This is a genomic window from Nostoc sp., assembly GCF_036916735.1.
GTDB lineage: Bacteria > Cyanobacteriota > Cyanobacteriia > Cyanobacteriales > Nostocaceae > Nostoc.
This window is the reverse complement of sequence record NZ_JBALFV010000054.1, coordinates 57747-81771: the sequence shown is the minus strand read 5'-3', so window position 1 is coordinate 81771 and position 24025 is coordinate 57747. Positions and strand designations below refer to the sequence as shown.

19 protein-coding genes are annotated in these 24025 nt (G+C 42.0%); 8 read left to right on the top strand and 11 right to left on the bottom strand.

Annotated features, from left to right (window positions below; genetic code table 11):
- On the top strand, positions 1-105 hold the full coding sequence (locus tag V7L20_RS32620) for a pentapeptide repeat-containing protein (protein ID WP_442943541.1): 105 nt from the start codon (positions 1-3) through the stop codon (positions 103-105).
- Here the strand turns inward: V7L20_RS32620 and V7L20_RS13910 are convergent, their stop codons facing one another.
- The 3 genes from V7L20_RS13910 to V7L20_RS13900 form a co-directional block, all read right to left on the bottom strand.
- Positions 106-978, bottom strand: a complete 873-nt coding sequence (locus V7L20_RS13910) for a proline iminopeptidase-family hydrolase (protein ID WP_334744652.1) — start codon at positions 976-978, stop codon at positions 106-108.
- 196 nt (positions 979-1174) lie between these two features.
- Entirely contained in the window at positions 1175-1555 is a 381-nt protein-coding gene (locus V7L20_RS13905) for a hypothetical protein (RefSeq protein WP_334744651.1), read from the bottom strand.
- A 449-nt stretch (positions 1556-2004) separates the two neighbouring features.
- Positions 2005-2985 carry an aldo/keto reductase family protein gene (locus tag V7L20_RS13900; RefSeq protein ID WP_334744650.1) on the bottom strand — a complete coding sequence of 327 codons (981 nt, stop codon included), beginning with the start codon at positions 2983-2985 and terminating at the stop codon, positions 2005-2007.
- Positions 2986-3707: 722 nt separating this feature from the next.
- Here V7L20_RS13900 and V7L20_RS13895 point away from each other — a divergent pair.
- A complete protein-coding gene (locus tag V7L20_RS13895) occupies positions 3708-4970 on the top strand; it encodes a DUF4912 domain-containing protein (RefSeq protein ID WP_334744649.1) in 1263 nt (420 codons plus the stop codon).
- A gap of 81 nt (positions 4971-5051) precedes the next feature.
- The gene (locus V7L20_RS13890; protein WP_334744662.1) at positions 5052-5978 is read left to right on the top strand and encodes a phosphodiester glycosidase family protein; all 927 of its coding nucleotides are present in this window, start codon (positions 5052-5054) and stop codon (positions 5976-5978) included.
- Between the two features lie 669 nt (positions 5979-6647).
- On the opposite strand, the gene V7L20_RS13885 is transcribed toward V7L20_RS13890, so the two are convergent.
- Entirely contained in the window at positions 6648-7016 is a 369-nt protein-coding gene (locus tag V7L20_RS13885) for a hypothetical protein (protein ID WP_334744648.1), read from the bottom strand.
- Positions 7017-7581: 565 nt separating this feature from the next.
- Positions 7582-9000 carry an ABC transporter ATP-binding protein gene (locus tag V7L20_RS13880; protein ID WP_334744647.1) on the bottom strand — a complete coding sequence of 473 codons (1419 nt, stop codon included), beginning with the start codon at positions 8998-9000 and terminating at the stop codon, positions 7582-7584.
- A 249-nt stretch (positions 9001-9249) separates the two neighbouring features.
- On the opposite strand from V7L20_RS13880, the gene V7L20_RS13875 reads away from it, so the two are divergent.
- From V7L20_RS13875 to aqpZ, 3 genes are all read left to right on the top strand, one after another.
- On the top strand, positions 9250-10506 hold the full coding sequence (locus V7L20_RS13875) for an FAD-dependent oxidoreductase (RefSeq protein ID WP_334744646.1): 1257 nt from the start codon (positions 9250-9252) through the stop codon (positions 10504-10506).
- Positions 10507-10970: 464 nt separating this feature from the next.
- Positions 10971-11543, top strand: a complete 573-nt coding sequence (locus tag V7L20_RS13870; RefSeq protein WP_334744645.1) for a single-stranded DNA-binding protein — start codon at positions 10971-10973, stop codon at positions 11541-11543.
- Between the two features lie 895 nt (positions 11544-12438).
- Positions 12439-13224, top strand: a complete 786-nt coding sequence (gene aqpZ / locus V7L20_RS13865) for an aquaporin Z (RefSeq protein ID WP_334744644.1) — start codon at positions 12439-12441, stop codon at positions 13222-13224.
- Positions 13225-13583: 359 nt separating this feature from the next.
- On the opposite strand, the gene V7L20_RS13860 is transcribed toward aqpZ, so the two are convergent.
- Positions 13584-13766 (bottom strand): hypothetical protein, encoded by a 183-nt coding sequence (locus V7L20_RS13860; RefSeq protein ID WP_334744643.1) that lies wholly within the window; start codon positions 13764-13766, stop codon positions 13584-13586.
- Positions 13767-13799: 33 nt separating this feature from the next.
- Here V7L20_RS13860 and V7L20_RS13855 point away from each other — a divergent pair, with 33 nt between their 5' ends.
- Positions 13800-15683 (top strand): ABC transporter ATP-binding protein, encoded by a 1884-nt coding sequence (locus V7L20_RS13855; RefSeq protein WP_334744642.1) that lies wholly within the window; start codon positions 13800-13802, stop codon positions 15681-15683.
- 330 nt (positions 15684-16013) lie between these two features.
- Here V7L20_RS13855 and ureG read toward each other — a convergent pair whose 3' ends face one another.
- The 5 genes from ureG to cax form a co-directional block, all read right to left on the bottom strand.
- Complete coding sequence (gene ureG, locus V7L20_RS13850) at positions 16014-16610, bottom strand: urease accessory protein UreG (RefSeq protein ID WP_334744641.1); 597 nt, start codon at positions 16608-16610, stop codon at positions 16014-16016.
- Between the two features lie 94 nt (positions 16611-16704).
- Positions 16705-17397, bottom strand: a complete 693-nt coding sequence (locus V7L20_RS13845) for an urease accessory protein UreF (RefSeq protein ID WP_334744640.1) — start codon at positions 17395-17397, stop codon at positions 16705-16707.
- Positions 17372-17818: an urease accessory protein UreE gene (gene ureE, locus V7L20_RS13840; RefSeq protein WP_334744639.1), complete on the bottom strand. Its 447-nt coding sequence runs from the start codon at positions 17816-17818 to the stop codon at positions 17372-17374. Before ureE ends, V7L20_RS13845 begins: the two co-directional genes overlap by 26 nt.
- 441 nt (positions 17819-18259) lie before the next feature.
- The gene (locus V7L20_RS13835) at positions 18260-19402 is read right to left on the bottom strand and encodes a serine/threonine-protein kinase (RefSeq protein WP_334744638.1); all 1143 of its coding nucleotides are present in this window, start codon (positions 19400-19402) and stop codon (positions 18260-18262) included.
- 207 nt (positions 19403-19609) lie between these two features.
- Positions 19610-20707: a calcium/proton exchanger gene (cax, locus tag V7L20_RS13830; RefSeq protein ID WP_334744637.1), complete on the bottom strand. Its 1098-nt coding sequence runs from the start codon at positions 20705-20707 to the stop codon at positions 19610-19612.
- A 522-nt stretch (positions 20708-21229) separates the two neighbouring features.
- Between cax and V7L20_RS13825 the strand changes: the two genes are divergently transcribed.
- Complete coding sequence (locus V7L20_RS13825; protein WP_334744636.1) at positions 21230-23947, top strand: DUF3536 domain-containing protein; 2718 nt, start codon at positions 21230-21232, stop codon at positions 23945-23947.
- Positions 23948-24025 lie beyond the last annotated feature (78 nt).

Below are 24025 nucleotides of genomic sequence, written 5' to 3'. Positions count from 1 at the left end.
ATGGGCGAACTTGGAGGGATTTTTTGGGGTTTTAATAATCTAGAAGGTGCTGATCTGACTAGTGCTAATTTGACTGATGCAAACTTGAGTCAAGGTCACGAGTAGTCAGTCAGCATAACCTTCGACAGAATTTAAAAATTCATCTAAGACTTGCAAGAATCTTTCTGTCTCTTCCAGATGAGGCATGTGTGAACTGTTGTCAAATAGTATCCACTTGGAGCTAGAAATACCCTGGTGAACTGTTTTGACACAAATGGGCGTCACCTCATCGTAGCGACCTGAAAGCAGCAGTGTCGGCACAACAATTTCACCAAGGCGATCTTCAATATTCCAGTCGATGATTTTGCCAGCACCCCGGAATTCTGTACCAACTTTACTGTAGGCTCTAGTTAAACTACTAGGCCAAGGGTCTATTCGGCAAAGAAAAGAATGATTGAATACCTCCATTGCCTGTTTGTATTCGGGGTCTTGAGTAGTACCATCGGCTTCGTGTTTACGAATCACCTGTTGTACTTCGATTGGTAGCTCATTCATCAAGCTATAAGCTTCGGTTACAAATTGTCGAATGTTAGAAGGCGTACTAGCTAGAGCGAGACTGAGTAACCCAACAGGTTGAGAAAGGGCATGTTCGAGTGCTAGACAACCGCCCCATGATTGTCCAAAAAGATGAATTTGGTCTAAGTTTAAGCCACTGCGGACGGCGAAGAGTTCTTCTTTGAACAAATCTATGGAATATAAATTAGGGTCTGTGGGGCGATCGCTATTACCACATCCTAATTGATCATAAAAAATGACCCGCCTTCCCGTTGCTGCGATCGCTTCTAATGGTTCTAAATAGTCGTGGGGTACTCCCGGGCCTCCGTGAAGACACAGTAGTGGTAGCTTGCTATGATCTTCTAGGTCTGGTTTGACAATCCGATACCATACCTGATGACCATGAAACAAGATAAAGCCTTCAATGGCAGAGGTTACAGTCATGGAGTTTATTTTTTAGTGCTGAAACAAATATACTTTTAGTTTAATGGCTGGCGATCGCTTTTTTAACTATTAATCGCTTTTTATTATGCATAGGCGATGAGAGAACATCATACCCCCACTTAGAAGCTGCGGCATTCCACTACCAATGCCGATGCGGATTGCAGAGCGTGGTAGTTCTATATACTTGTTATTTCAGTTACGGTTTTTTTGAAGTTGTTAATAAAGTTTGCTTCTCTAGCCAAGTTTGTAAATCTACAATTAGATTCTCTCCATTTCGTCGCGCCTCCCATAAACCAGAGTAATGAAAACCAATGTTCCACTTTCCCTGCATATAATCTTCATTTTCTGAGACTGTTCCTGTGTATATAACTGGTGAAGGTGAAGTTACTAAATAAAACTTTGTAAAGCTGATACTACGACCAATTACCTCACCACGAACAGTTGCTTCTCCTAAATAGTTATCATCTAAAATAGAACCATTGAAAACATTTCCACTTTGCACAAAAGTTGCTTCAAATCGGCTTGGCATTTCATTTTGCCAGTAAGTTCCTAACCAACAGCCGCTTAAATCTGCCATAGGATTTTCCAGTAATTATTTTTGGTATTGCTGAATCATGGGATGATTTAGCTCAATTTAAAACAAGTTTTCAATGGTTCCAATCACCCATTCATCTCAAATTTATGCAACAGCCAAGGATGCATCACAAATTCTCTTGTTTAGGGCAAAACAACAAAAAAGCTTTTGGGTTCGCACCGAGAATTAGCTACTTTACGTCAGTTCGGGTTAATGAGGTTTATTTAACTTTAACAGCCTGAAACGACAAAAGTACGTTGATATATCCTAAAATCAAGCAACGGTATAATAGGGGTTTCAGCTTATCCCGAACTCATACCAATTCTGTATGAAGATGCGCTTATGGTGCAAGAAATAAAGAACGAACCGCCAAGAGCGCCAAGTACGCTAAGAAATAAGAAATTAAAAGATTTGGCGCAGCTTCACAAAGAAACGGTATCAGGTTACTTTCCTCACTTTTGAACAACCGATGCCAGTATTTGGTCAATCGCTGCCAGTACATCTGCATCTAGCTCTACTCCTGATGCAGCAGCATTATCAACAATTTGTTCTGGACGGCTAGCACCAATAATTGCTGAAGACACACGCTTATCTCGTAGTATCCAAACCAGAGCTAATTGTGGCATACTCAACCCCAAGTCTTGGGCAATCGGTTTGAGTTTTTGTACTGCTGTTAGTGTGCGCTCGTTAAACAATTCATCTATCAAAAACGAATTCATCTTTTCGTTTGCAGCACGAGAATCTGGAGGTGGAGTTTGTCCTGGCTGGTATTTACCTGTGAGTACACCTTGTGCTAACGGCGACCAAACAATCTGACCGATGCCATTAGCTGCACATAAGGGAAACACTTGTGCTTCCGGTTTACGCCACAGCATAGAATACTGGGGCTGACTGGAAACAAAGCGTTCAACACCAGTTAGATTGAGCGCTGCTTGAATTTGCTGGGGACTCCACTCGCTAAAGCCAATGGAACGAGCTTTTCCTTGACGCACTACCTCTGTGAGTGCCGTCATCGTTTCTTCTAAGGGTGTATTTGGATCGTAGCGATGGCATTGGTACAAATCAACATAATCGGTACGCAGTCGCTTTAAAGAAGCATCAATTTGTTTGCTGATTTGGACTGCTGAAAGTCCTCGGTCAGTGGCTGACATGGGAAAGAAGACTTTGGTCGCTAATATATAAGAGGAGCGTTCAATCCCTTGCAATACTTCTCCCAAGAAAGACTCAGCCCCTCCCTGAGCGTAAACATTTGCAGTGTCAATAAAGTTAATTCCAACCTCAAAAGCTTTGTGTATACAAGCCTCTGCATTTTGCTGCTCTACACCACCCCCATAAGTCAGCCAGGAACCGAGACTGATTTCGGAAACGCTCAACTCGCTGTTCCCCAATTGTCTATATTTCATTTGTATTTCTCGTTTTACTGATGTTGTCATATTATTAAATCTCCGAAAAGCTATTTTTTTAGCGTATTTACAAACTTTGTCTCAAGCCACTAGAGCTTTCCTCATTCAAATTGCAGATATTTTGTCTGTTAAATCAGTGAATAGTCAACAGTTATCAGTTATCACGGTAACTCTTTTGGGGATTTGACACTTCGGCTCCTTTCGACTTCGCTCAAGGCAAGACGCTCAGTGACCACCCCGACTGAAACACACCACTTGTTAGAAGTGGGGGACTCCCCTTGCCTTGCTCTTAAGGGCTGGGAGTTAAGTCTGTATTGAACTCAACCCAAAAGCTCTAAAGTGGTAGATTCAATGCCCAAAATTCAATGTCATGAAAAACTGACATTATTCCCATTGGAGAATATATAACTAACTACAAATGTTATGAAAGCATGACAAACCGATCCCAGAAGGGCTTGTAAATTCGTGAAACAGGCAAAAAACCTAGTTATTACCCCTTGATCCCTAGATATGCTTAGTGGTTAATATTGACTTAACAAATAGAACTTCCCCGATCCCAAAGAAATGCTAATTTTGGCATAACTAAGGAATTGATTGGAAGTGACGCCAATTTAAAAACAGACTAAAAAACTTAAAAACTGGGCAAAACCAGGAGTCAGGATAAAAAATTCATCTGGAGTGGATGACATTTTACATAGCATTCTTTAACCAGGGGAAATCATTTACCGCTTAAACTACTGGAGGCCAAATTAATGGCAAAAGAACGCCCGCCACTAGAGGAGATGACCTTACGCCAACTACGCAAAGTTGCTAGCGAATATAGCATCTCTCGGTATAGCCGAATGCGTAAATCACAATTGCTGGCATCAATTCAAGAAGTCCAGCGCAGTAAAACTTTACTTAGTCCATCTCGTTCATTGGAGGCACAGGAAACCGTGGAAGCTGCAAAGTTTGAATTAGGTCAGGAAGATCGAACTGGTGGATCTTTGGCTGATGTTGATGAAGGACTCGCAGATTTGCCCTCTGGCTATGGTGAAAGCCGGATTGTACTCTTACCACGCGACCCTCAGTGGGCCTACACTTATTGGGATATTCCCAACGAGCATAAAGAGGAACTCCGCCGACAAGGGGGACAACAACTTGCACTACGGATTTATGATGTCACCGACATAAATCTTGAATACCAAAGTCCCCACAGCATTCAAGAATATCCTGCTGATGAACTAGCTAGAGAATGGTATTTACCAGTTCCAGTTAGCGATCGCGATTATGTAATCGATATCGGCTATCGTGCTGCTGATGGACGCTGGTTGGTACTTGCTCGTTCTGCTAGAGTACACATTCCTCCCGTCTATCCTTCAGACTGGATTGAAGATGTTTTCATCACTGTCAACTTTGAAGAAGATTTGCGTGGTGAGACTCAATACGAACTAGTTCCCCCAGCCAAGAAGATTGCAGCTACCGCCAATGGTAATGCTGGTAATGCTGTGAATGGCAACCCCATCTACGACCAAATCTTTGGTTTAGCAGAATCTGCCGAAGCACTACGGGTTGCTGGTTCTATCTTCGGTTCTCAGCACCAAGTATCAGGTTCAGCTCGTCCTGAACAAGCTATTAGCTCCTACATTTTCCCATCTGGTGTGGGTATGTGGGCAGTTCCCACCGTGTCAGGCTTAACCGCTTCCGGTGCAGGAATGTCAGGTGTTGGCTTCTCGGCTTCGGGCGTACCAGTGCGTCCGCGCCAGTTCTGGCTAATTGCCGATGCTGAGTTGATAGTCTACGGTGCAACCGAACCCGATGCTACCGTAACCATTGGTGGCCGTCCAATTCAGCTAAATCCAGATGGAACATTCCGCTTCCAGATGTCTTTCCAAGATGGTTTAATTGACTATCCAATCTTGGCTGTAGCTGCTGATGGTGAGCAAACCCGGTCAATTCAGATGAAATTTAACCGTGAGACTCCATCTAGAAATACTAACACCAAAGAAGAAGCTGTTTTAGAATGGTTCTCTTAAGTTTTGGTTCCGAGATAAACTCCAGACTGAAATTTTAAATTATTCCCCGCTATAGTAATTCTGTAGCGGTTTTTTATTATGATGCTTACAAAAAAATTATTTTTGTTATTTATGTTGATAATTGGTGCAACCTTATTATCAGGTTGTCAAGAGATTGAAGCAAATTCAGTCTCAAAAGCATCTAAAAGTTGTCCTGGCAAAGATGCTAAGTTCAGCATTGATTTTTTTAAAACCAATAATCAAGGTAAAAGAAATCAAAAAGGTATTAACAATGTGATTATTTTCAATCCTAAATCAGCAGAATTAGATTTCAAAGTTAATGTTGGTCTATCTCATAAACTCTACGCCAAAGATGCTAGGGGGAAACTGCGTAAAGAATATGTACCAAAACAGTTTCGTGAACTCATTAACGATGATAATGCCAAATTAAATGGACAGATACCCATTGCTGCAATTAATGCCGACTATATCGGTACTGATGATAAACCACAAGGCTTAAATGTTTCTCGTGGTGTCGAGTATTCGGGAGCATTTAAAAATAAGCGTTCTTCCTTTGGGATATCAGGAGGTACACCTAACCAGCGACAAGCTACTATCCAAGCTGGTAGAAGAAAAACTGATATTCTCAATTACAATTTAGTGGGTGGTAATGGCAGATTCTATCGTCAGGGTAAATTTAAAGATATTTGTCAAGATTTAGGAGAATTTGCTTGCAAAAATGCTAAAAATCGCTCTATGGCAGCTATCACTAATCAAGGCTATGTAATCTTATTAGTTAATGACTTGAAAGCTAATTCAGATATTGAATTATCTCAAGTTAATCAAGAGTTACTGCCAGATATGTTTGATAACGTCTTAGAAGGTATTGCTAGCAATAACTGTTTAGGTAAAATTCAAGAAGCAATCTTATTTGATGGAGGTATGTCTCCAGGATTGTATTATAACCAGAAAACTTATGTAGAAAATCTTGGGCCGATTGGTTCAGTTTTTTTGATTTATAAAAAATAAAAATATCAATTCTATTTTACTTGTGAAAATCACAAGACTCATATAGCAATTCTAAATGAATGAGTCGTGAAAAATATAGATAAGGAAACGAACCGCTTTCTCTACAGAGGCTTGTGCCAACGCGCAGCGTCTCGTTAGAGAAGAACGCAAAGGATAATTTTCACGACTCATATCAAGTCCGGTTAATCACTTATAATTACCGTATCTGTGCAAAAATCCCAAAAGCCTCTTTCCCCTTGCCCCCTGCTCCCAGCAAGAACTGCGGTCTAAATGATAAGTCTTTATCCGGACATGATATCATTTAAAATTGCTATTATATCATGTCCTTCCAGCCCCATAAGTACCTAAATTTGGGGCAACTGGAAACTCCATTTATCCTGCTAATTTTTAGGGCTAGGGCAACGAAACCAAGTTTTATACCAATTTTCCAAAAAAATAAGGCAACAGATGTAAGTAAAGATTGCCTTGCTACATCTAAATTTCTCAATTGCGTTAGCGTAGTCGGGCGAAGCGAATTGCGAATTGGTATTAGGTGGGATTTTAAGACTTGTGTGTACACGGTAACCTCTTCGAGAGGGAACTGTGATTTACCTTCTGTGATTAGCAAAGCCTCTATATAAATCGTTTTGTACATAGCTAGAACTAGATTTACTTCCATATAACTCAATTTTATAGTATTGACTCTTTAACTTTTTGCGAATTCTCAAGCTTATTCGGATTCACCCAACGATTGACAAATTCGTGATTATGTTTATACACCTTGATTTGCACTTGCTTGGAACTTAACTTAACTACTTCGGCGGGAATTCTTTGGACATCGCTAGAATCTGCGCGAGGTTTGTAAAGCCAAATCACTTTTTGCCCTACTTGAAAGTACCCAGTATTACTAGTTAAAGAAGGTGGTTTTTCTGCCCAAGAAGGGAAAGAAATTGCTAAGTTAATCAACAGTACTAAGACTACTAAAGTGATTTGGAAAAGTTTCATAATCATTGCACTTGTCTTAGGCGTGATAGGATAATCAATCTGTTGATATAGCATTTAATTATTATTCTCCTTTATTTTTTCAAAGTTTATTTATGCAATTTAGTTAGCATTAGTTTGCTCTTTGAATATTGGCAAGACACCTAAGTTTGAGAACACTAGTACTGCAAGGCTGAAGTCACCCATTCAAGAATAATTTTATTCCAAGTTCTAGCACGATTTGAAATGATATATTTATTTACGCCGTGCTGTACTAGAGATTTGCAAAGTTAATTACTGAGCCAAAGGCTTGTATTAATCGAAAGCCAAGTTTATTTTTGTTAAAAGTATAAATCTCTGCTGATTTCAGCATAAAGTGATTTATGCAATAAAAGCAAATATTCTTGTTTTTTAAAATGATAAATTAAATTTATTATAAAATTTGCGATGCTTTGCCTTGAGATGGCAATCTGAAACAATCACTCTTAATTTTGATTCGGTTTGGCTTTTTGCGATCGCTTCTGTAACGCTTCAGGTAAAACTAATTTCCGATTAGGAGCGTTTTTTAAGGGATTTCCAGAAATTAAATGATCTAATTTTTAGAGTGAAGACGTGAGCGGATTCTTCCTCCTGTGCTCCCATTTTACAAGGGAAATATTGCTAGCTCAGTTTCCGGGTCAAAAAAGTGAATTTTCTCTGGAGTTAGAGATAACCATAGTTGCTCACCAGGTTGTACAAATCGGTCTGGTGGTATTCGTACTTGTAGGTAATTGGCTATAATAGCAGGTTTAGATCCCGGTTCGGCAATCTTAACTGCAAGAAAGGAATCGTTGCCGAGATTTTCTACCAAATCTACTTGCACGGGTAGATTTTTGGTGGCAGGCATACTCAAGTTCAAGTGTTCTGGGCGAATACCTAAAATTAGAGCTTTCCGATCAAATTTTTGTAGGGCTTTTGCCCAGACTTCTGGGAGAGTGAAACGAAACTGGGAATGAGCAATCAACTGTGGGGCATGAAATTCTACAGGAATAAAATTCATCGGTGGTGAACCAATGAACTCTGCTACAAAAAGGTTGGCAGGGCGGTTGTAAAGTTCTAAAGGAGAAGCAACTTGCTGAATTTTACCCTCAGACATTATTGCAATACGATCGCCCATTGTCATCGCTTCTGTTTGATCGTGGGTAACGTAAATCGTCGTTGTCCCCAGTTGGCGCTGCAATTTCACAATTTGGGCGCGGGTTTCCGCCCGCAGTTTGGCATCTAAGTTAGAAAGCGGTTCATCCATTAAGAATACTTGGGGATTGCGAGCGATCGCTCGTCCCAATGCAACTCGTTGTCTTTGTCCCCCAGATAGCTGTTTGGGTAAGCGATTCAGCAATGTTTCGATTTGTAACAGTTGAGCAACACTACGTACCTGCTCATTTACCGCCCGTTCTTTCTCAGAAATGTAGCGTAATCCTTTAGGTAAATTTCTGGTCGCCTCCACAAAAAGATTTTCCGCCCATGTCCGAAGATAGGAAGTATTTTCTCCTCTGCTCCTCTGCTCCTCGGTCACTGAGCGTCTTGCCTTGAGCAAAGTCGAAAGGAGCCGAAGTGCTGCTTCCCCTGCTCCTTGGTCACTGAGCGTCTTGCCTTGAGCGAAGTCGAAAGGAGCCGAAGTGCTGCTTCCCGTGCGGCGTAACCCAAAGGCAATGTTGTCATATACTGTCATGTGAGGATAGAGGGCGTAATTTTGAAACACCATTGCGATGTCACGTTCCTTGGGTGGTAGGTCATTGATCAAGCGATCGCCTACCCAGATATTGCCTCCAGTCATCACTTCTAACCCGGCGATTAACCGTAGTAGGGTGCTTTTACCACAACCAGAAGGCCCAACCAGCACCATAAACTCGCCATCTGCGATCGTCAGGTTAATCCGCCGCAAGACATTGACACTTTCCGCACGTGGCGCTAAATCAGTTTTTTCCGCAAGTGTGAGAGGAGATTGGGTTTGTGAGGTAACACTTTCCCCTTTACGTGAGGAAAAACTTTTATAAACGTTTTCTAAAATAACTTGGGACACAACTGTTAATTATTATCACTGGGCATGGAGCATTGGGCATTGGGCACTTGTACTGAGTTCAGCCCGAGCAAAGCCGAGGGGCGTAGCCGAAGTATTGGGCATTGGGCATTGGACAATGTGACTAATGACCAATGACAGTTTAGCGCCCATCATAATACACGTTCAGGGTAAATACGAAAAGTTAAAAAAACAGCTTTTACCATAAAAAGCAAACTATTCTAAATTTTAGGGCTGTCAGCAGGTGTTGTTATGACTACCGATGTACCTAAAAATCTTTCCCAAGACCCAAGCATTAAGCCTGTCCATGACATTGTAGACGTACAAACCACAGATTGTTGCATTGTGGGTGGGGGGCCAGCAGGAGCAGTATTGGCGCTGTTGTTAGCGCGTCAAGGTATTTCTGTGATCCTGCTGGAAGCACACAAAGACTTGGATCGCGATTTTCGTGGCGATACGATTCATCCATCAGTGATGGAAATTATGGAGGAATTGGGACTTAGCGATCGCTTGCTAGGACTTCCCCATACCAAAATGCGCCAAATTAGTATTCAAACTCCTCAAGATGCTGTCACATTCGCAGATTTTAGTCATCTGAAAACCCATTATCCCTACATTACAATGCTTCCTCAGGTGAAATTCCTGGAGTTCATCACCCAAGAAGCACAAAAATATCCTAGTTTCCATTTGGTGATGGGTGCGAATGTGCAGGAATTAATTACCGAAAATGGTGTGATTCAAGGTGTCCGCTATCGAGGAGGCGGTGGTTGGCATGAAATTCGGGCAATACTGACAGTTGGTGCAGATGGTCGCCACTCACGTTTACGCCACCTGGCTGAGTTTGAATCCATCGAAACCTCGCCGCCAATGGATGTCCTGTGGTTTCGCCTACCACGTCAGCCAGAAGACCCAGAGGGGGGAATGGGGCGCTTTGGTCAAGGTAAGCTAATCGCCATGCTTGACCGTGGTGATGAGTGGCAAGTTGCCTATATTATTCCTAAAGGAGGCTATCAACAACTAAGGGCTGCGGGTTTGGAGGAATTAAAAAAATCTGTTGTCGAAGTAGTGCCAGAATTCCAGCAACGCATTCAAAATTTACATGATTGGTCACAAATAGCTTTTCTCTCTGTTGAGTCCAGCCGTGTCAAACGTTGGTATCATCCAGGACTGTTACTCATCGGTGATGCAGCTCATATAATGTCCCCCGTTGGTGGAGTTGGCATTAATTACGCGATTCAAGATGCTGTAGTTGCGGCGAATGTACTCAGCAAACCGCTCAAAAACCGAGAAGTACAACTTAGCGACCTAGCAAAAGTACAACGTGAACGCGAGTTGCCCACACGCATCATTCAGGCGTTTCAAACTTTTATCCAAAAGCGGGTATTGACCCCGGTTCTCACCTCAAATCGCACCTTTGTACCACCAGCATTTTTGCGCTTGCCCATCTTGCGCGACCTTCCCGCAAGGTTGATCGCCTTGGGTGTTTTTCCAGTTCACGTCAAGACTTAATTTTTGGTAAAATTTTTTCTATTTCAAGACTTACATACAAGCAACGGAAAATCGAACAATAGAGAAGCCAGTGCGCCCTTGCGGGTTCCCCGATTTGTTCGCGCAGCGTCTCCCCTTGGGAGAAGCAACTGGCGCGACACAGAGGACACGGAGGAATAAGAGTTTGAGAGGTTTTTTGCGTAAGTCCTATATTTAATGAATTGATGGTACAATTATACTACTCCATACAGAATTCAATGCTCATTTAGTCAGGCGAAGGTGGAGAGCAGCATACTCTATGCTGTTCAAAGCGATCGCTTGGCTTTTATGCTAGAAAGGACTAAAAACTCAGAGTGGATGTAGGAAATTTGTTCAAACATTATTAAAAAATACAAAAGATTAAACCTATCTAGATATTAATTGGCACTACATAGAAAAACCTTCTCTTTTTGAATCAGTACTTTTTGCAGTCAGGAGTAATTTTAATGAACAGCTGCATTTTAATGGCAGAAATTATCAACGAGCCGCAACTCCGCTATACAGCCGATAATCTGGGAGTTACAGAAATGCTGGTGCAGTTTCCTAATTCCCAGAAACCAGAAGATACGCCAGCCACGCTGAAAGTTGTCAGTTGGGGGAATTTAGCGACAGAAATTCAGCAAAACTACCACCAAGGCGATCGCGTCATCTTGGTTGGACGTTTAAGCATGAATACTGTTGATCGTCAAGAAGGTTTTAAAGAAAAACGCGCTGAATTGACAGTGCAACAGATTCAATCTGTTGGAGGTAGTTTTAATACCGATCCATTACCCTCAGCAACCGTAACTCCATCATTCACTGAAACTGCTCCCCGACAACCATCTTCAGCATCTCGTCCGGCACAGAAAGACGTTCCCAGTTACGAGTCAGCACGTCCAGCGCCTACCCCAGCGACAAACCCTGTTGGCGTTGCTCCCCAAACGAAAACTTACGAACCCGTACCCCAACCCACATATGAGCGAACCACTTATCCAGCAGTGAAGGAGGAAGAACCAGATCCAGATGATATTCCCTTCTAAAGTTGGTAGTTAAGCGTATATTCAATTTGCTTATATACTTAGCAAAAAACATTACGATTAGACAATTTTTACAAATAGCCATCTTTTAGGATGTGCTATTTTTTTGTATGCAATCGCTATAGTTTAGCAATCAAGTAAGTTATATCATGTCCGCCTAATTAGTTATAATCCGCGCATCTGTGCAAAAACCAGGAAACCCCCTTTCCCCCTGCTCCCAGCAAGAACTGCCCTTTTGCGGTCTCAATGATAAGTCTTTAACCGGACACAATATTAGGGATAGGAAAGTTATACTATACTTCCCCCAAACTTGGCAGGAAATACTTGGATTACGAATCGCCTTTGCATAGCAACGAGGAAAAATAAGTAAGTCGGTGCAATAAAACCAAACTGTGTGAAGAAAAGTAAATAAGGCTTAAACTCTTTCTCTCCCTGCTCCCTGCCCCCGTTCGGCTACGCTACTTCGACTACGCCCCTCGGCTTTGCTCGGGCTGAACTCAGTACAAGTCACGGCAAGCCTGCTCCCTGCCTTATCCCAACAATAATTATTTATGCCGACCTACTTAGTTGCTAAGAGCAATGTTGCCAGTTCTCGTAAGCAGACTTTGATCCGTTCTTGTTTTTCTTGGCTCATGTCAGTTATAGCAACTACCTTTAAAATAATTCGTAATTGAATTAGTTAGGGATTTAAATCCCAACTAATTTTAGACGGCTAATTTAAAAAATTTAGCGCGGTGTTCCGTTCCTTTTAATTACGAATTACGAATTAGTAATTATTGTTAAAAGCTGATAAGTTTAATGGTGTTGGCGCTAAATCTTTATTTACAAGATTTAAAGAAATTTGCTAACAAATTAATTTATAAAGTTTTCAATCAGTTGCTTAAGCAAGGAAATACTAATGGTATCAATTTTTACACGATGTCTTGCAGAATTCGTTGGAACATTTGTGCTAGTTGTTGGCGGATGCGGAAGTGCTGTTTTTGCAGCAGCATTTCCAGATGCAAAAGCCAATGAATTAGGAATTGGCTTTGTAGGTGTTGCTCTGGCTTTTGGTTTAACAGTGCTAATTATGGCCTACGCAGTTGGTCATATTTCCGGTGCTCATTTTAATCCAGCTGTATCATTTGGTCTTTGGTCAGGAAAGCGTTTTCCTGGTTCTGAATTGCTTCCATACATTATTGCTCAGGTATTAGGAGCAATATTAGCCGCAGGTCTAGTTTATTTAATTGCTAGTGGTAAACCAGGATTTACGCTTTCTGGTTCCAATCCATTAGCGACAAATGGTTTTGGAGTACATTCTCCTGGAGGCTATTCACTGGCTGCTAGTTTCATTACAGAGGTTGTACTTACCTTCATTTTTTTGATTGTGATCTTAGGTGCAACAGATGGTCGTGCGCCAAAGGGCTTTGCACCAATTGCTATTGGTTTGGCACTGACACTGATTCATTTAATCAGTATACCCATAACGAATACATCAGTTAATCCTGCTCGTAGTACTGGTCCGGCACTTTTTGCTGGTGTAGAACTGTTTAAGCAAGTATGGCTGTTTTGGGTAGCTCCAATTTTAGGTGCGATATTGGCAGGTCTATTCTATTCAAAGGCTTTAGGTGAATCAGGCGCACCAGTTGTAGGTGAGGCAGAACGTGAATTTTCGTCTGATGTGGATGATTATTCGCGACGATAATAACCTAAGTTGTTAGTTATCAGACTTTAGGGTATTTGAAACCCGGAGTCAAACGCGATCACAGGCAACGAAATCTACGGTTGCGCTATGCGCAACCACAAATCAAACTATATTTAGACTTTCCTACACCAATTAATAGTGCGTAATTGTGAGTAAATTTATCGCTCACTTTCATCTCACTTTATCTACATAGATAATACTTAAGTGATTTTACAGAGAAAATCATGTGATTTTTCTATATGTAATAAAGTATTAGCTAAATCATTGGCATTTACAATATAAACACCACTAACCTCATTTCTAGGAATATCGACATTACCTTTTGTAAAACAGAGCAGTGCACTCAGCCACCGCGCACTTTAGAAATGTTTTACTTCTGTAGCTTGACCTTTAAGTTTACTTATTAAATCACCTTCGTTAAAATCAAAGGTATTTTTGCCATAGGGTTTACGCAGACGACCACTTTCATAAACTTTAGTGCCACCAAAGGTGTGAAAACAAAATTTACCCACACATACATCAAAACTCTTGTTAAAATCCAAATAATTTTAAGTTAAAATTCCTACCCAACTCCTATGAGAGAAACTGTCCTAGAGGTTCGCAATCTTCAAGTTGAATTTCCCGGTGATGGCAACATTGTTAGAGCTTTGGATGGTATTTCCTTTGAGCTGCATCGAGGTGAGACTCTAGGAATAGTAGGAGAATCGGGGAGTGGTAAATCAGTGACAGCCTTAGCTGTGATGAGTTTGTTGCAAACTCCCGGTATAGTGAGTGGCGGTGAAATCTGGTTTCGTCCTCAAGAGAATGCTAACCCCATCGATTTAGTAACATTGCCTCCTAAGCAAATGCAGTTACACCGGGGTGGCGACATCGCTATGATTTTTCAAGAACCGATGAGTTCGCTTAATCCGGTTTATAACATTGGGTTTCAGCTAACAGAAGCGATTATGCGGCATCAAAATGTGTCAGCACCGCAAGCACGACAAATTGCGATCGCAGGTCTACAAGAGGTAAAACTTCTACCTAGCGATGAGGAGATACAACAGCAGTATATCGATTCGCATCAAACCAACAGCAATTTATCGAAACCAGAACCATCAAAGTTGGCACAATTGGTTAAAGAACACAAAGAAGCCATGCTAGAACGCTACCCTCATGAACTTTCTGGGGGTCAGTTGCAACGAGTGATGATTGCAATGGCAATTTCATGTAACCCATTAATCTTAATTGCTGATGAACCAACCACAGCTTTAGATGTGACGGTGCAAGCGACTATTTTAGAGTTAATGCAGGAATTGCAGCAAAGCCGTGACATGGCAATGATTTTCATCACCCACGACTTAGGACTAATTTCTGAAATTGCTGACCAAGTAGCGGTGATGTATAAAGGTAAAGTTGTCGAATCTGGTACTTCTGAGCAAATTTTTAGCAATCCTCGGCATCCATATACTAAAGGTTTGATAGCTTGTCGCCCCACACTCAACCGCCGTCCCCAAAAATTACTCACCGTTTCTGACTATATGAGTGCAGAAGAGACGCCAACGGGACAAGCAATAATTCAGCCAAAAGAACCCGCACAACCCATAGAAGTGACCACCGAAGAGATTGCTGCAAGATTGGCAAACTTTAATGAAAAGGAATCCCTATTGCAAATCCGCAACCTGAAAGTTGGTTTTCCAGTGCGCGGGGTGTTTGGTGGGACAAAACGCTACAATATGGCAGTTAATGGCGTTTCTTTTGATGTCAAACCAGGGGAAACATTAGGTTTGGTAGGAGAATCTGGTTGCGGTAAAACTACCCTTGGTAGAACCTTGCTGCGCTTAATTGAACCGATGAGTGGTCAGATTATCTTTGAGAAACAAGATATTACTAGCCTCAAAGGAGAACGGTTGCAAAAACTGCGGCGGGAAATGCAAATAGTCTTCCAAAATCCTTTTAGTTCCCTCGATCCACGGATGAAGGTTGGGGACGCGGTGATGGAACCGTTGTTAATTCACGCTGTAGGTAAGACAAAACAACAACGACGCCAGCGAGTAGTCGAACTCTTAGAACGGGTGGGGTTGAGTGCAGATGCAATTAACCGCTATCCTCATCAGTTTTCTGGCGGTCAACGCCAACGGATTTGCATAGCCCGTTCTTTGGCGTTAAATCCTAAGTTTATCATCTGCGATGAATCTGTTTCAGCGCTGGATGTTTCCGTACAGGCGCAGGTATTAAATCTTCTCAAAGAATTACAGTCAGACTTTCAGCTTACCTATATTTTTATTTCTCACGATTTAAGTGTAGTGAAATTTATGAGCGATCGCATTTTAGTTATGAATCGCGGTCAAATTGTTGAAGAAGGCACAGCCGAAAGTATTTATCAAGAACCGAAAGAGGAATACACGCAAAAATTAATTGCTGCGATTCCTACTGGTAGTGCTGAACGGGTGCAAAGTCGTCATCTACGGACTTTATAGTTAAAAGGGCGGTTAGGGATTTCCAAGAAATATAATTATCCAAATAAACGAACCACTCCAGACGCAGAGAAGCCAGTGCGCCCTTGCGGGTTCCCCGACTTGTTCGCGCAGCGTCTCCCCTTGGGAGAAGCAACTGGCGCGACACAAAGAGAGAAAAATAGATAGAATTTTTGCGTCAGTTTTGGGATATTTTTTTATTTGGAAGTCCCTTATACCATTTCTTTGTGAGGCTGCGCCAAACCTTTTTAACTTCTTCTTTTGCGTCCTTTAAACCTTTCTTCCTATGGGTGAGAGGCTTTGATGTTACCAAAAATACTTTTCAAACATCCTCTAACAAATATTTGTGCAAACAAAATTAATTACATCTGCAAGTCCAGACTGAGTTTTTAAATTAGTAAAAATAAAAGGTTTCTCGCCGCGCATTTTTTTAGTATCTCGTTCCATCACACTTAAATCTGCACCAACGTAGGGTGCTAAATCAGTTTTGTTAATCACCAACAAATCAGATTTAGTAATACCGGGGCCACCTTTGCGGGGAATTTTATCGCCAGCTGCAACATCGATGACGTAAATTGTTAAATCTACTAATTCTGGACTAAAGGTAGCAGCTAAATTATCACCGCCACTTTCCAAAAATACCAAATCCAAATTGATAAAACGTTCTTCTAACTGTTCAATTGCCGCCAAATTCATCGAAGCATCTTCGCGGATAGCAGTGTGAGGGCAACCACCAGTCTCTACACCTAAAATGCGATCGCTTGCCAATGCCTGAGAACGCACTAAAAACTGAGCATCCTCCTGAGTATAAATATCATTCGTCACCACCGCAATCTGATACTGCTCGCGCAACCCCTTACACAAAGCATCAACTAAAGCCGTCTTCCCCGAACCCACGGGACCAGCAACTCCCACTCTAAATGCATTCATAAGTCATACCATTTTAGATTTTGGATTTTAGATTTTAGATTTTAGATTGTTCAATCCAAAATCCCAAATTTAAAATCTAAAATTTTTCTATCCCTTAACTCCTAAACAACCTTGTGTACTGCGTTTCATGCTGCATACTCGCCAGCGACAAACCCCAACTACAACAGGCGAGTTGATCATCCTCCAATGCGAGAATTTCTAACGCCGCAACCCTAAATAATGGTTGCAAATCTAGTAATAACTGTTGTCCTGCTGTTTGTCCTAGAGGGATAAGTTTCACGCCAGTTGTAATCAAATTACTTGCCCAACTGTGCAGATATGGGAGTAATGCGGCTTTGATAGTGATTTGCCAATGAGCAACGGCAATGCCAAAAGCGATCGCATAATTGCACTGATTACCTATAGCACTGGCAATAGGTATAATCTGCGGTTCTAGTTTACCAAGTAATTGGATCAGCGATCGCCCCATTTGCCAACTAGAGGCGCGTAATTCTTCTGTTTCCCTAGCAGCTGATAACCACAGATTCCAACGGCATAGCGACTCAATATCACCCATTTTTGTAGCTTGCTGCGATCGTACCATCACTGCCGCCTCTAGCCGAATTGCCCCGTAGAGCAACTCTGCTTTTAGCCAATCTTTGAGATGTGTGTGGTTAGCGATCGTACCATTTTCCACTAACATTTCCAAACCTTCAGAATAGCTATATGCTCCGACAGGTAAAGCGGGGCTAGCCAGCTGCAAAATACTCAAAAGATTACTATCAGTGAGCATGATAGTGTTGTCCATAAGCTCCTAATTCTGGCTGAAACGGTAAAATTTCCTCTTTAACTTCTAAACCCAATTGTTCCAACATGGTGCGTAAAACCGAATCTGAAGACAAGCGTAAATAAGCCGGAGTAATTTCTACAGGTACATGGCGATTTCCCAGATGGTATGCTGCCCGTAATAATAAAAGTGGTGTTTGGGCAAAAGCAGTCAGTACTAGTTCTGGTTTGGCAGTAATTCTAATTAAACTGCTATGAATTTCTTCTTGCAAAATATCGCCATCGTGTAAAACAGTTCCTCTAGGTAAATGTAAAAACACAACTTTACCATCTTCCGTTTCAAAACGATGACGACTACGGGTACGTTCTTCTGCTGTCAGCGCCAGAGTAAAAATAACTGCGGCATCGTCATTAGATGGTTTAAGTTGGGTAAATGTCAGCATACAGATTTTTGCCTGAACTTCCGTTTTCCATTATGTTTCTAATTTAACTAATTACGAATTACGTACAGCCCTTTGGGCATGAAAACAGCGTAGCGGGGCGTAAAGCCTTTGGCATAGCTTCTCTACGAGAGGCTGCGCCAACGCTTAATGCGATAGCGTCTCTAAGAGTTGCCCATTACGAATTATTTTCAACCCCATAGTTGTCTTGCTTGATGAAAAGATAAAATTAAACAAACAAAAACAACGAGTTAAACAGGGACAATCATAAACCAAGCTGTTAAGGAAGTACACTGGACAATTCACGATTTAGAAATAATTGTAGGTTGGTTTGAGGAACAAAACCCAAAATTTTACGTGATTTATTGGGTTTCACTTTACTACGGGATGCTACGCGAACGTTCAATCCAATCTACGCAGTTTATGGTTTTAAGTTAAATGATTTTAAAGATTGTTATTACCAAGATATTTGGCTTTTAACTCTTCTAATTCTTCATCTATTTCATTTGTACTAGAAGCCGTAGATGTAAGCTTTGGTGGTTGTATTTTATTTGCTTGAGGTTTGCTGCCACCTAAAAATTGGGTTTTCATTTCCTCTAATTCTAGATCAATTTGACTAGGAGATGGCGATACAAATGTGGGTGGATAATTGGATGGCGATTGAGGTATTGGTTTTGGTGCAATCGCTGGCGTGGCTGCTACTTGCGACTGTTGATTTAAATCTTTGAGAACTTCATCTACTGTTTGATAACGCCGAATTGGAATGCTTTCTAACATCTTGTTGAGAATACGACTCAACTGATTACTAATAGGAGTTTTCAAGTATTGCTGCCAAACCCAAGTATCGTTGTTGGTATTGTATGAATCAAAGGGCGATCGCCCAGTTAATAAATTAATACAAGTAGCACCCAAGCTGTAAATATCGCTGGCAAAAATAGCCCTACCTCTCATTTGTTCAGGGGCAACATATTCTGGGCTACCAATACTTGTACCAGTTTTATTTAAGGCAGTACCAGTAGCAGATTTAGCAGCACCAAAATCTACTAATACTAGTTTGCCTTGAGCATTGCTCTCACGAATAATATTTTCTGGCTTGATATCGCGGTGAATTACATGTCTAGTATGACAAAATTGCAATACTGACAATAAATCATTTAATAGTTGCCGGATTTGGATTTCGTTGAAAGCGCCCCTATGTGCTAATTCCTGGGCTAAGTTTTGCCCGTCGATAAATTCTTGTACAAGATACTGCCGATCTTCTTGGGTAAAATATGCCAGTAGTTCGGGAATTTGAGGATGTTTGCCTAATTCATCTAACTGCACAGCTTCTTGGTTAAATAACTCTACCGCTTTGGCAAGAGTGTTCGTGCCTTGCGCTTGGGGATAAAATTGCTTAATTACGCAGCGTGGTTTTGAAGGTTTATCTTCATCCACAGCTAAGAAGGTTTTGCCAAAACCACCTTGTCCGATTGGTTTGATAGCACGGTAACGTTCTTTGAGGAGTAACTTAGAACCGCAAGTCCGGCAAAACTTGACATCATTGGGATTTTCAGGCTTGGGACAATGGGGATTAAGGCAGTAGCTCATACAGGCGATCGCTCTTATATCTCTTTATTTTACTGGCATTGAGGGTGAGGACTTTTGCGAATGGGTTAAAGTATGAGCGATGTCTATGACGGGCTATTCGGCGTTGCATTAGTAACTAGTACAGCACGGCGGAAATCAAGCCACCATTTTAAACAAGCAAAAACCTTGATATATAAACTTTTGACTTTTGACTTCTGCCTTGCGGTACTACCCTATACCTTCCATAACTGGATGAAAGTAGAAGGCGAATCCCAACACTGTATAAGCAGCTAATAATAAAGTGCCTTCTAGCCAATTAGACCTACCATCGGAACTAATAGTGTTTGCAATCAACACTGACACAACCACAGCGACTAATTCAAAAGGTTTGAAATCCAAATCCATTGGTTGACCCAATACCCGCCCTGCTATAACTAATACAGGCGCAACAAAGAGGGCAATCTGCATACTAGATCCCACAGCTACCGACAGGGAAAGATCCATCTTATCTTTCATTGCCACAGTGACTGCTGTAGCGTGTTCAGCCGCATTACCGACAATAGGAACCAATATCACCCCAGTAAACAGCGCCGTTAAACCTAGCTTAGATGTAGCCACTTCCAGAGAATCGACTAACATTTCTGATTCAATTGCCACTAGCAAGGTACATACTAGCAGCACGCCAACCCATAAAGCCATATTCGGTTTACCATGAGATATTTCCTCAACTTCTGCTTCTGCCTCCGCTACACCCACATCATAAAGATAAGAGTGGGTTTTCATCGAAAATAGCAGCGTTAAGGCATAAACCAAGATTAATACTCCAGCAACAGCAATAGAAAGATTTTGCAGTGTTTGTTGGTTAGTTCCTTGAGAGGTATAATTCATTGCCGTTGGCATCAAAATGGCAATCACTGCCAAATTCATCGAAGCAGCATTCACCCGCGCCACAATTGGCTGAAATGTCTGTTCTTTGTAGCGCAGTCCTCCCAAAAGCATGGAAAAACCCATTACCAGTAGTAAGTTGCTAATAATCGATCCCGTGATACTAGCTTTGACTATATCTATAAACCCAGCGTTCAGCGCCACTAAGGCGATGATTAATTCTGTAGCATTGCCAAAGGTGGCGTTTAACAAGCCCCCCAATGATGGGCCGACTACAACAGCAATTTCTTCTGTGGCTGTACCCATCCAAGCTGCTAAGGGCAGAATTGCTAATCCAGCTGTAATGAAAACTATCAATTCTCCCCATTCCAGAAAGTGGGCTGCTACAGAAACCGGGATAAACAGTAGTAAAGCGAAAAGAATAATGTTTTTGGTTGACATTTGCGGTTTTGGGTTGAGGATATCATTCACAGCGAGCAATCCTAAATTTTAAATTTGGAGTGTTGAATCAACAATCACTTTCACTCAGCACTCCGACATAATACTCTCAACCGCTTGTACAGCAATTCAGAAATTTTACTGTTTTCAGTTCACTACTGTATATGTGAAATTAGATTGCGATATAATGAGTTATTGTAATCTTTTGTTGCAAAACTATGAATTTGAGCCAAAACATTACACTAAAAATGGGGTTTAATATATTAAAAGACAATTAAATTTTGATTGGCGCCCAAGAAGAGAAAACCCCTAACTGAGGCCTTGTTCAATGGCTAATTACTTTGAGCCTTTAGGGAAAGGGCTGTGCGGTAACGCAGATTTCCCACTAGAATAAAACAGCTTTGTCAGAAATTTAGTTGGATTCCATAGTTGTTTATACCGGATTTTGTGTGAAAACTATTGTATAAAGGTTTACGCACAATAGTTTTGCTACAACTGCAAGTTTTTTGTTTTGGATAAATATACATGACTTCTGCTGACCAAATGCCAGCTAACTCTGGCTCAACGTTAACATTACATTCAGATCCCAATAACACCAAGCAAATCGATCCCCTGAGAAAGGCTAATGGTGTTTATGTGACGGTGCATGGTCATTTTTACCAGCCACCAAGGGAAAACCCTTATCTGGACGCAATTGAACGCCAACCGAGCGCTGCACCTTTCCATGATTGGAATGAGCGGATTCATTGGGAATGCTATCGCCCGAATGCCTTTGCCAGAGTCTTAAATGACCGAGGTGAAGTAGTGGGGATCGTCAACAATTATGAGTATTTCAGTTTTAATATTGGCCCAACGCTGATGTCGTGGCTAGAACGCTACGATGTAGAGGTTTATCAGCGCATTTTAGAGGCGGATGCCAAGAGTAGCCAACGTTTGCATGGTCACGGCAATGCGATCGCGCAAGTATACAATCACATCATCATGCCTCTGGCGAACGAACGCGACAAATATACCCAAATTCGCTGGGGTAAAGAAGACTTCCGCTCCCGCTTTGGTCGTGATCCCGAAGGGATGTGGCTAGCAGAAACTGCTGTAGACTACGCCACCCTAGAAGCTCTTGTTGCTGAGGGTATTCGCTTCATTGTCCTTGCACCGTCTCAAGCACTGCGTTGCCGTCCCCTCCCCACTCCAGATGATCCCCATCCTACATGGATCGAAGTCGGCGGTAGTCAGATTGATTCTACCCGTCCCTACCGTTGTTATTTGAAGCCCACACTAGACACTTCATCTTTATCTCTAAGTGCAATTGCCACTAGCCCCAAAGATAGTAGTAGAGAAGGATTACCTTACATTGATATCTTCTTCTACGATGGCCCGATATCGCGGGATATGGGTTTTAGTGATGTTGTTTATAATTCCAGTTACTTTACCGGACGTATCGGTTCAGCAGTTCGTGGGGATCATCGTCCGGCACAGTTAATCTCTGTGGCGACGGATGGGGAAACCTTTGGACACCATAAAAAGGGAACTGAGAAAACTTTAGCCTACGCCTTTACCAAAGAGTTTCCTCAACAAGGTTGGACGGTGACGAACTTCGCCCACTACCTGAGCTTAAATTCTCCTAGTTGGGAAGTGGAATTGAAGTCAGTTACAGCCTGGAGTTGCGCCCACGGTGTCGGCAGATGGGAGGATGATTGTGGTTGCGGTGGGGAAGGCAGTATTTGGCATCAGAAATGGCGTCGTCCCTTGCGGGATGCCCTAAATTGGCTGCGGGATCAGCTAACTGAGGTGTATGCAGAACATGGTAGACAGTTATTTCGCGATCCCTGGCTAGCGCGAGATGAATATATCCAAGTATTGCGCGATCGCTCTGCTAGCAATGTCAACCGTTTTCTCGCCCGTCATCAAACCCACAAACTAACGGCAGCCGAACAAGTAGACGCTTTGCGCTTGTTAGAAATGCAGCGTCACGCGTTGTTAATGTTCACTAGTTGCGGTTGGTTTTTTGAAGAAATTTCCCGTCCAGAGGGGACACAAATTCTACGCTACGCCGCCCGTGCTTTGGAATTGGCAGGGGAAGTAGCAGGTGTGCAGTTAGAAAAAGGCTTCCTTAAACGTCTTGGTTTAGCCCCCAGTAATGTGGATGACTTCAAACACGGTGGGGAAATTTATCGCCAACTCGTGTTAACTGCCCAACTTGGCTTTAAGCAAGTTGCAGCCCATTACGCCATTACTTCCCTATTTACCAATCACAAACCAGCAGAGACGCACAATTCCTTATCTAGAAAAAATGCTGCTGACAAACAGTCTCAGCGTTACCAGAAGCAGGTTTATTGCTACACTGCTAATGAGCTAGATTACCAACTGCAACGTATGGGATCGTTAACTCTAGCTGTGGGAAATTTAAAGCTGGTATCAGAAATTACTTGGGAAAGCGAGCATTTGGTATTTGCGGTTCTGCATTTGGGAGGCTGGGATTTCCACTGTTGCATTCAACAATTTACTGGGCGGCGTGACTACAGCCAAATCAAAGAAAAGCTGTTTGGGGCACTTAAACAAGCTAGTGCGGCTCATACTATCTTGGCGATGACCCAGTTATTTGAAAAAGAAGCTTTCAGCTTACAAAATCTATTTGCTGAAGAACGCCACCGGGTTATGCGGCTGCTTACGGAGGAAACACTGACACGTTTAGGACAGTTGTATACCCAAGCCTACCGTGATAATTATGGTGTGCTGATGGCGTTTCATCGAGATGAAATAGCAGTACCGCAAGAATTGCAGGTTGCAGCAGATATTGCTTTAGGGCATCGCTGTCTGATGACATTACGATCGCTTGAGCAACATATCGCTGATCCCCAAAAGAGTTGGAATTACATCTTAGAATTAGAAGCGATCGCGACTGAAGCAAAACATCTGCGTTGTCGGTTGAATATTCCCGACGGTAAGCAGATGTTAGAACAGTTAATTGCGCGATTGCTGTGGCAATTGTTGCATGATGCCAATGATAGCTTTAATGCAGATATCCAACTATTGGAACGATTGATTGATGTCGGGGATCAACTAAATATTCATATTTCCCTACAGCGATCGCAGGAACTATACTTTAGTTGTCTGCACAGTCAGATAGCGTCGGTGTGTATCACTAACCTTGGTAATGAAGCAGAGAATCAGTGTCTTCAGTTGCTCAAGTTGGGCAAAAAGTTAGCCGTTGATGTCAGCATGATCTCAAGCCAGTTGGGATAGATGTAGTAGGGTAGCACAGCTGTGCTACCATACCGTGTGCTCTATTTATGAAAATTGCTGTAATTCAGTTGGTGTAAA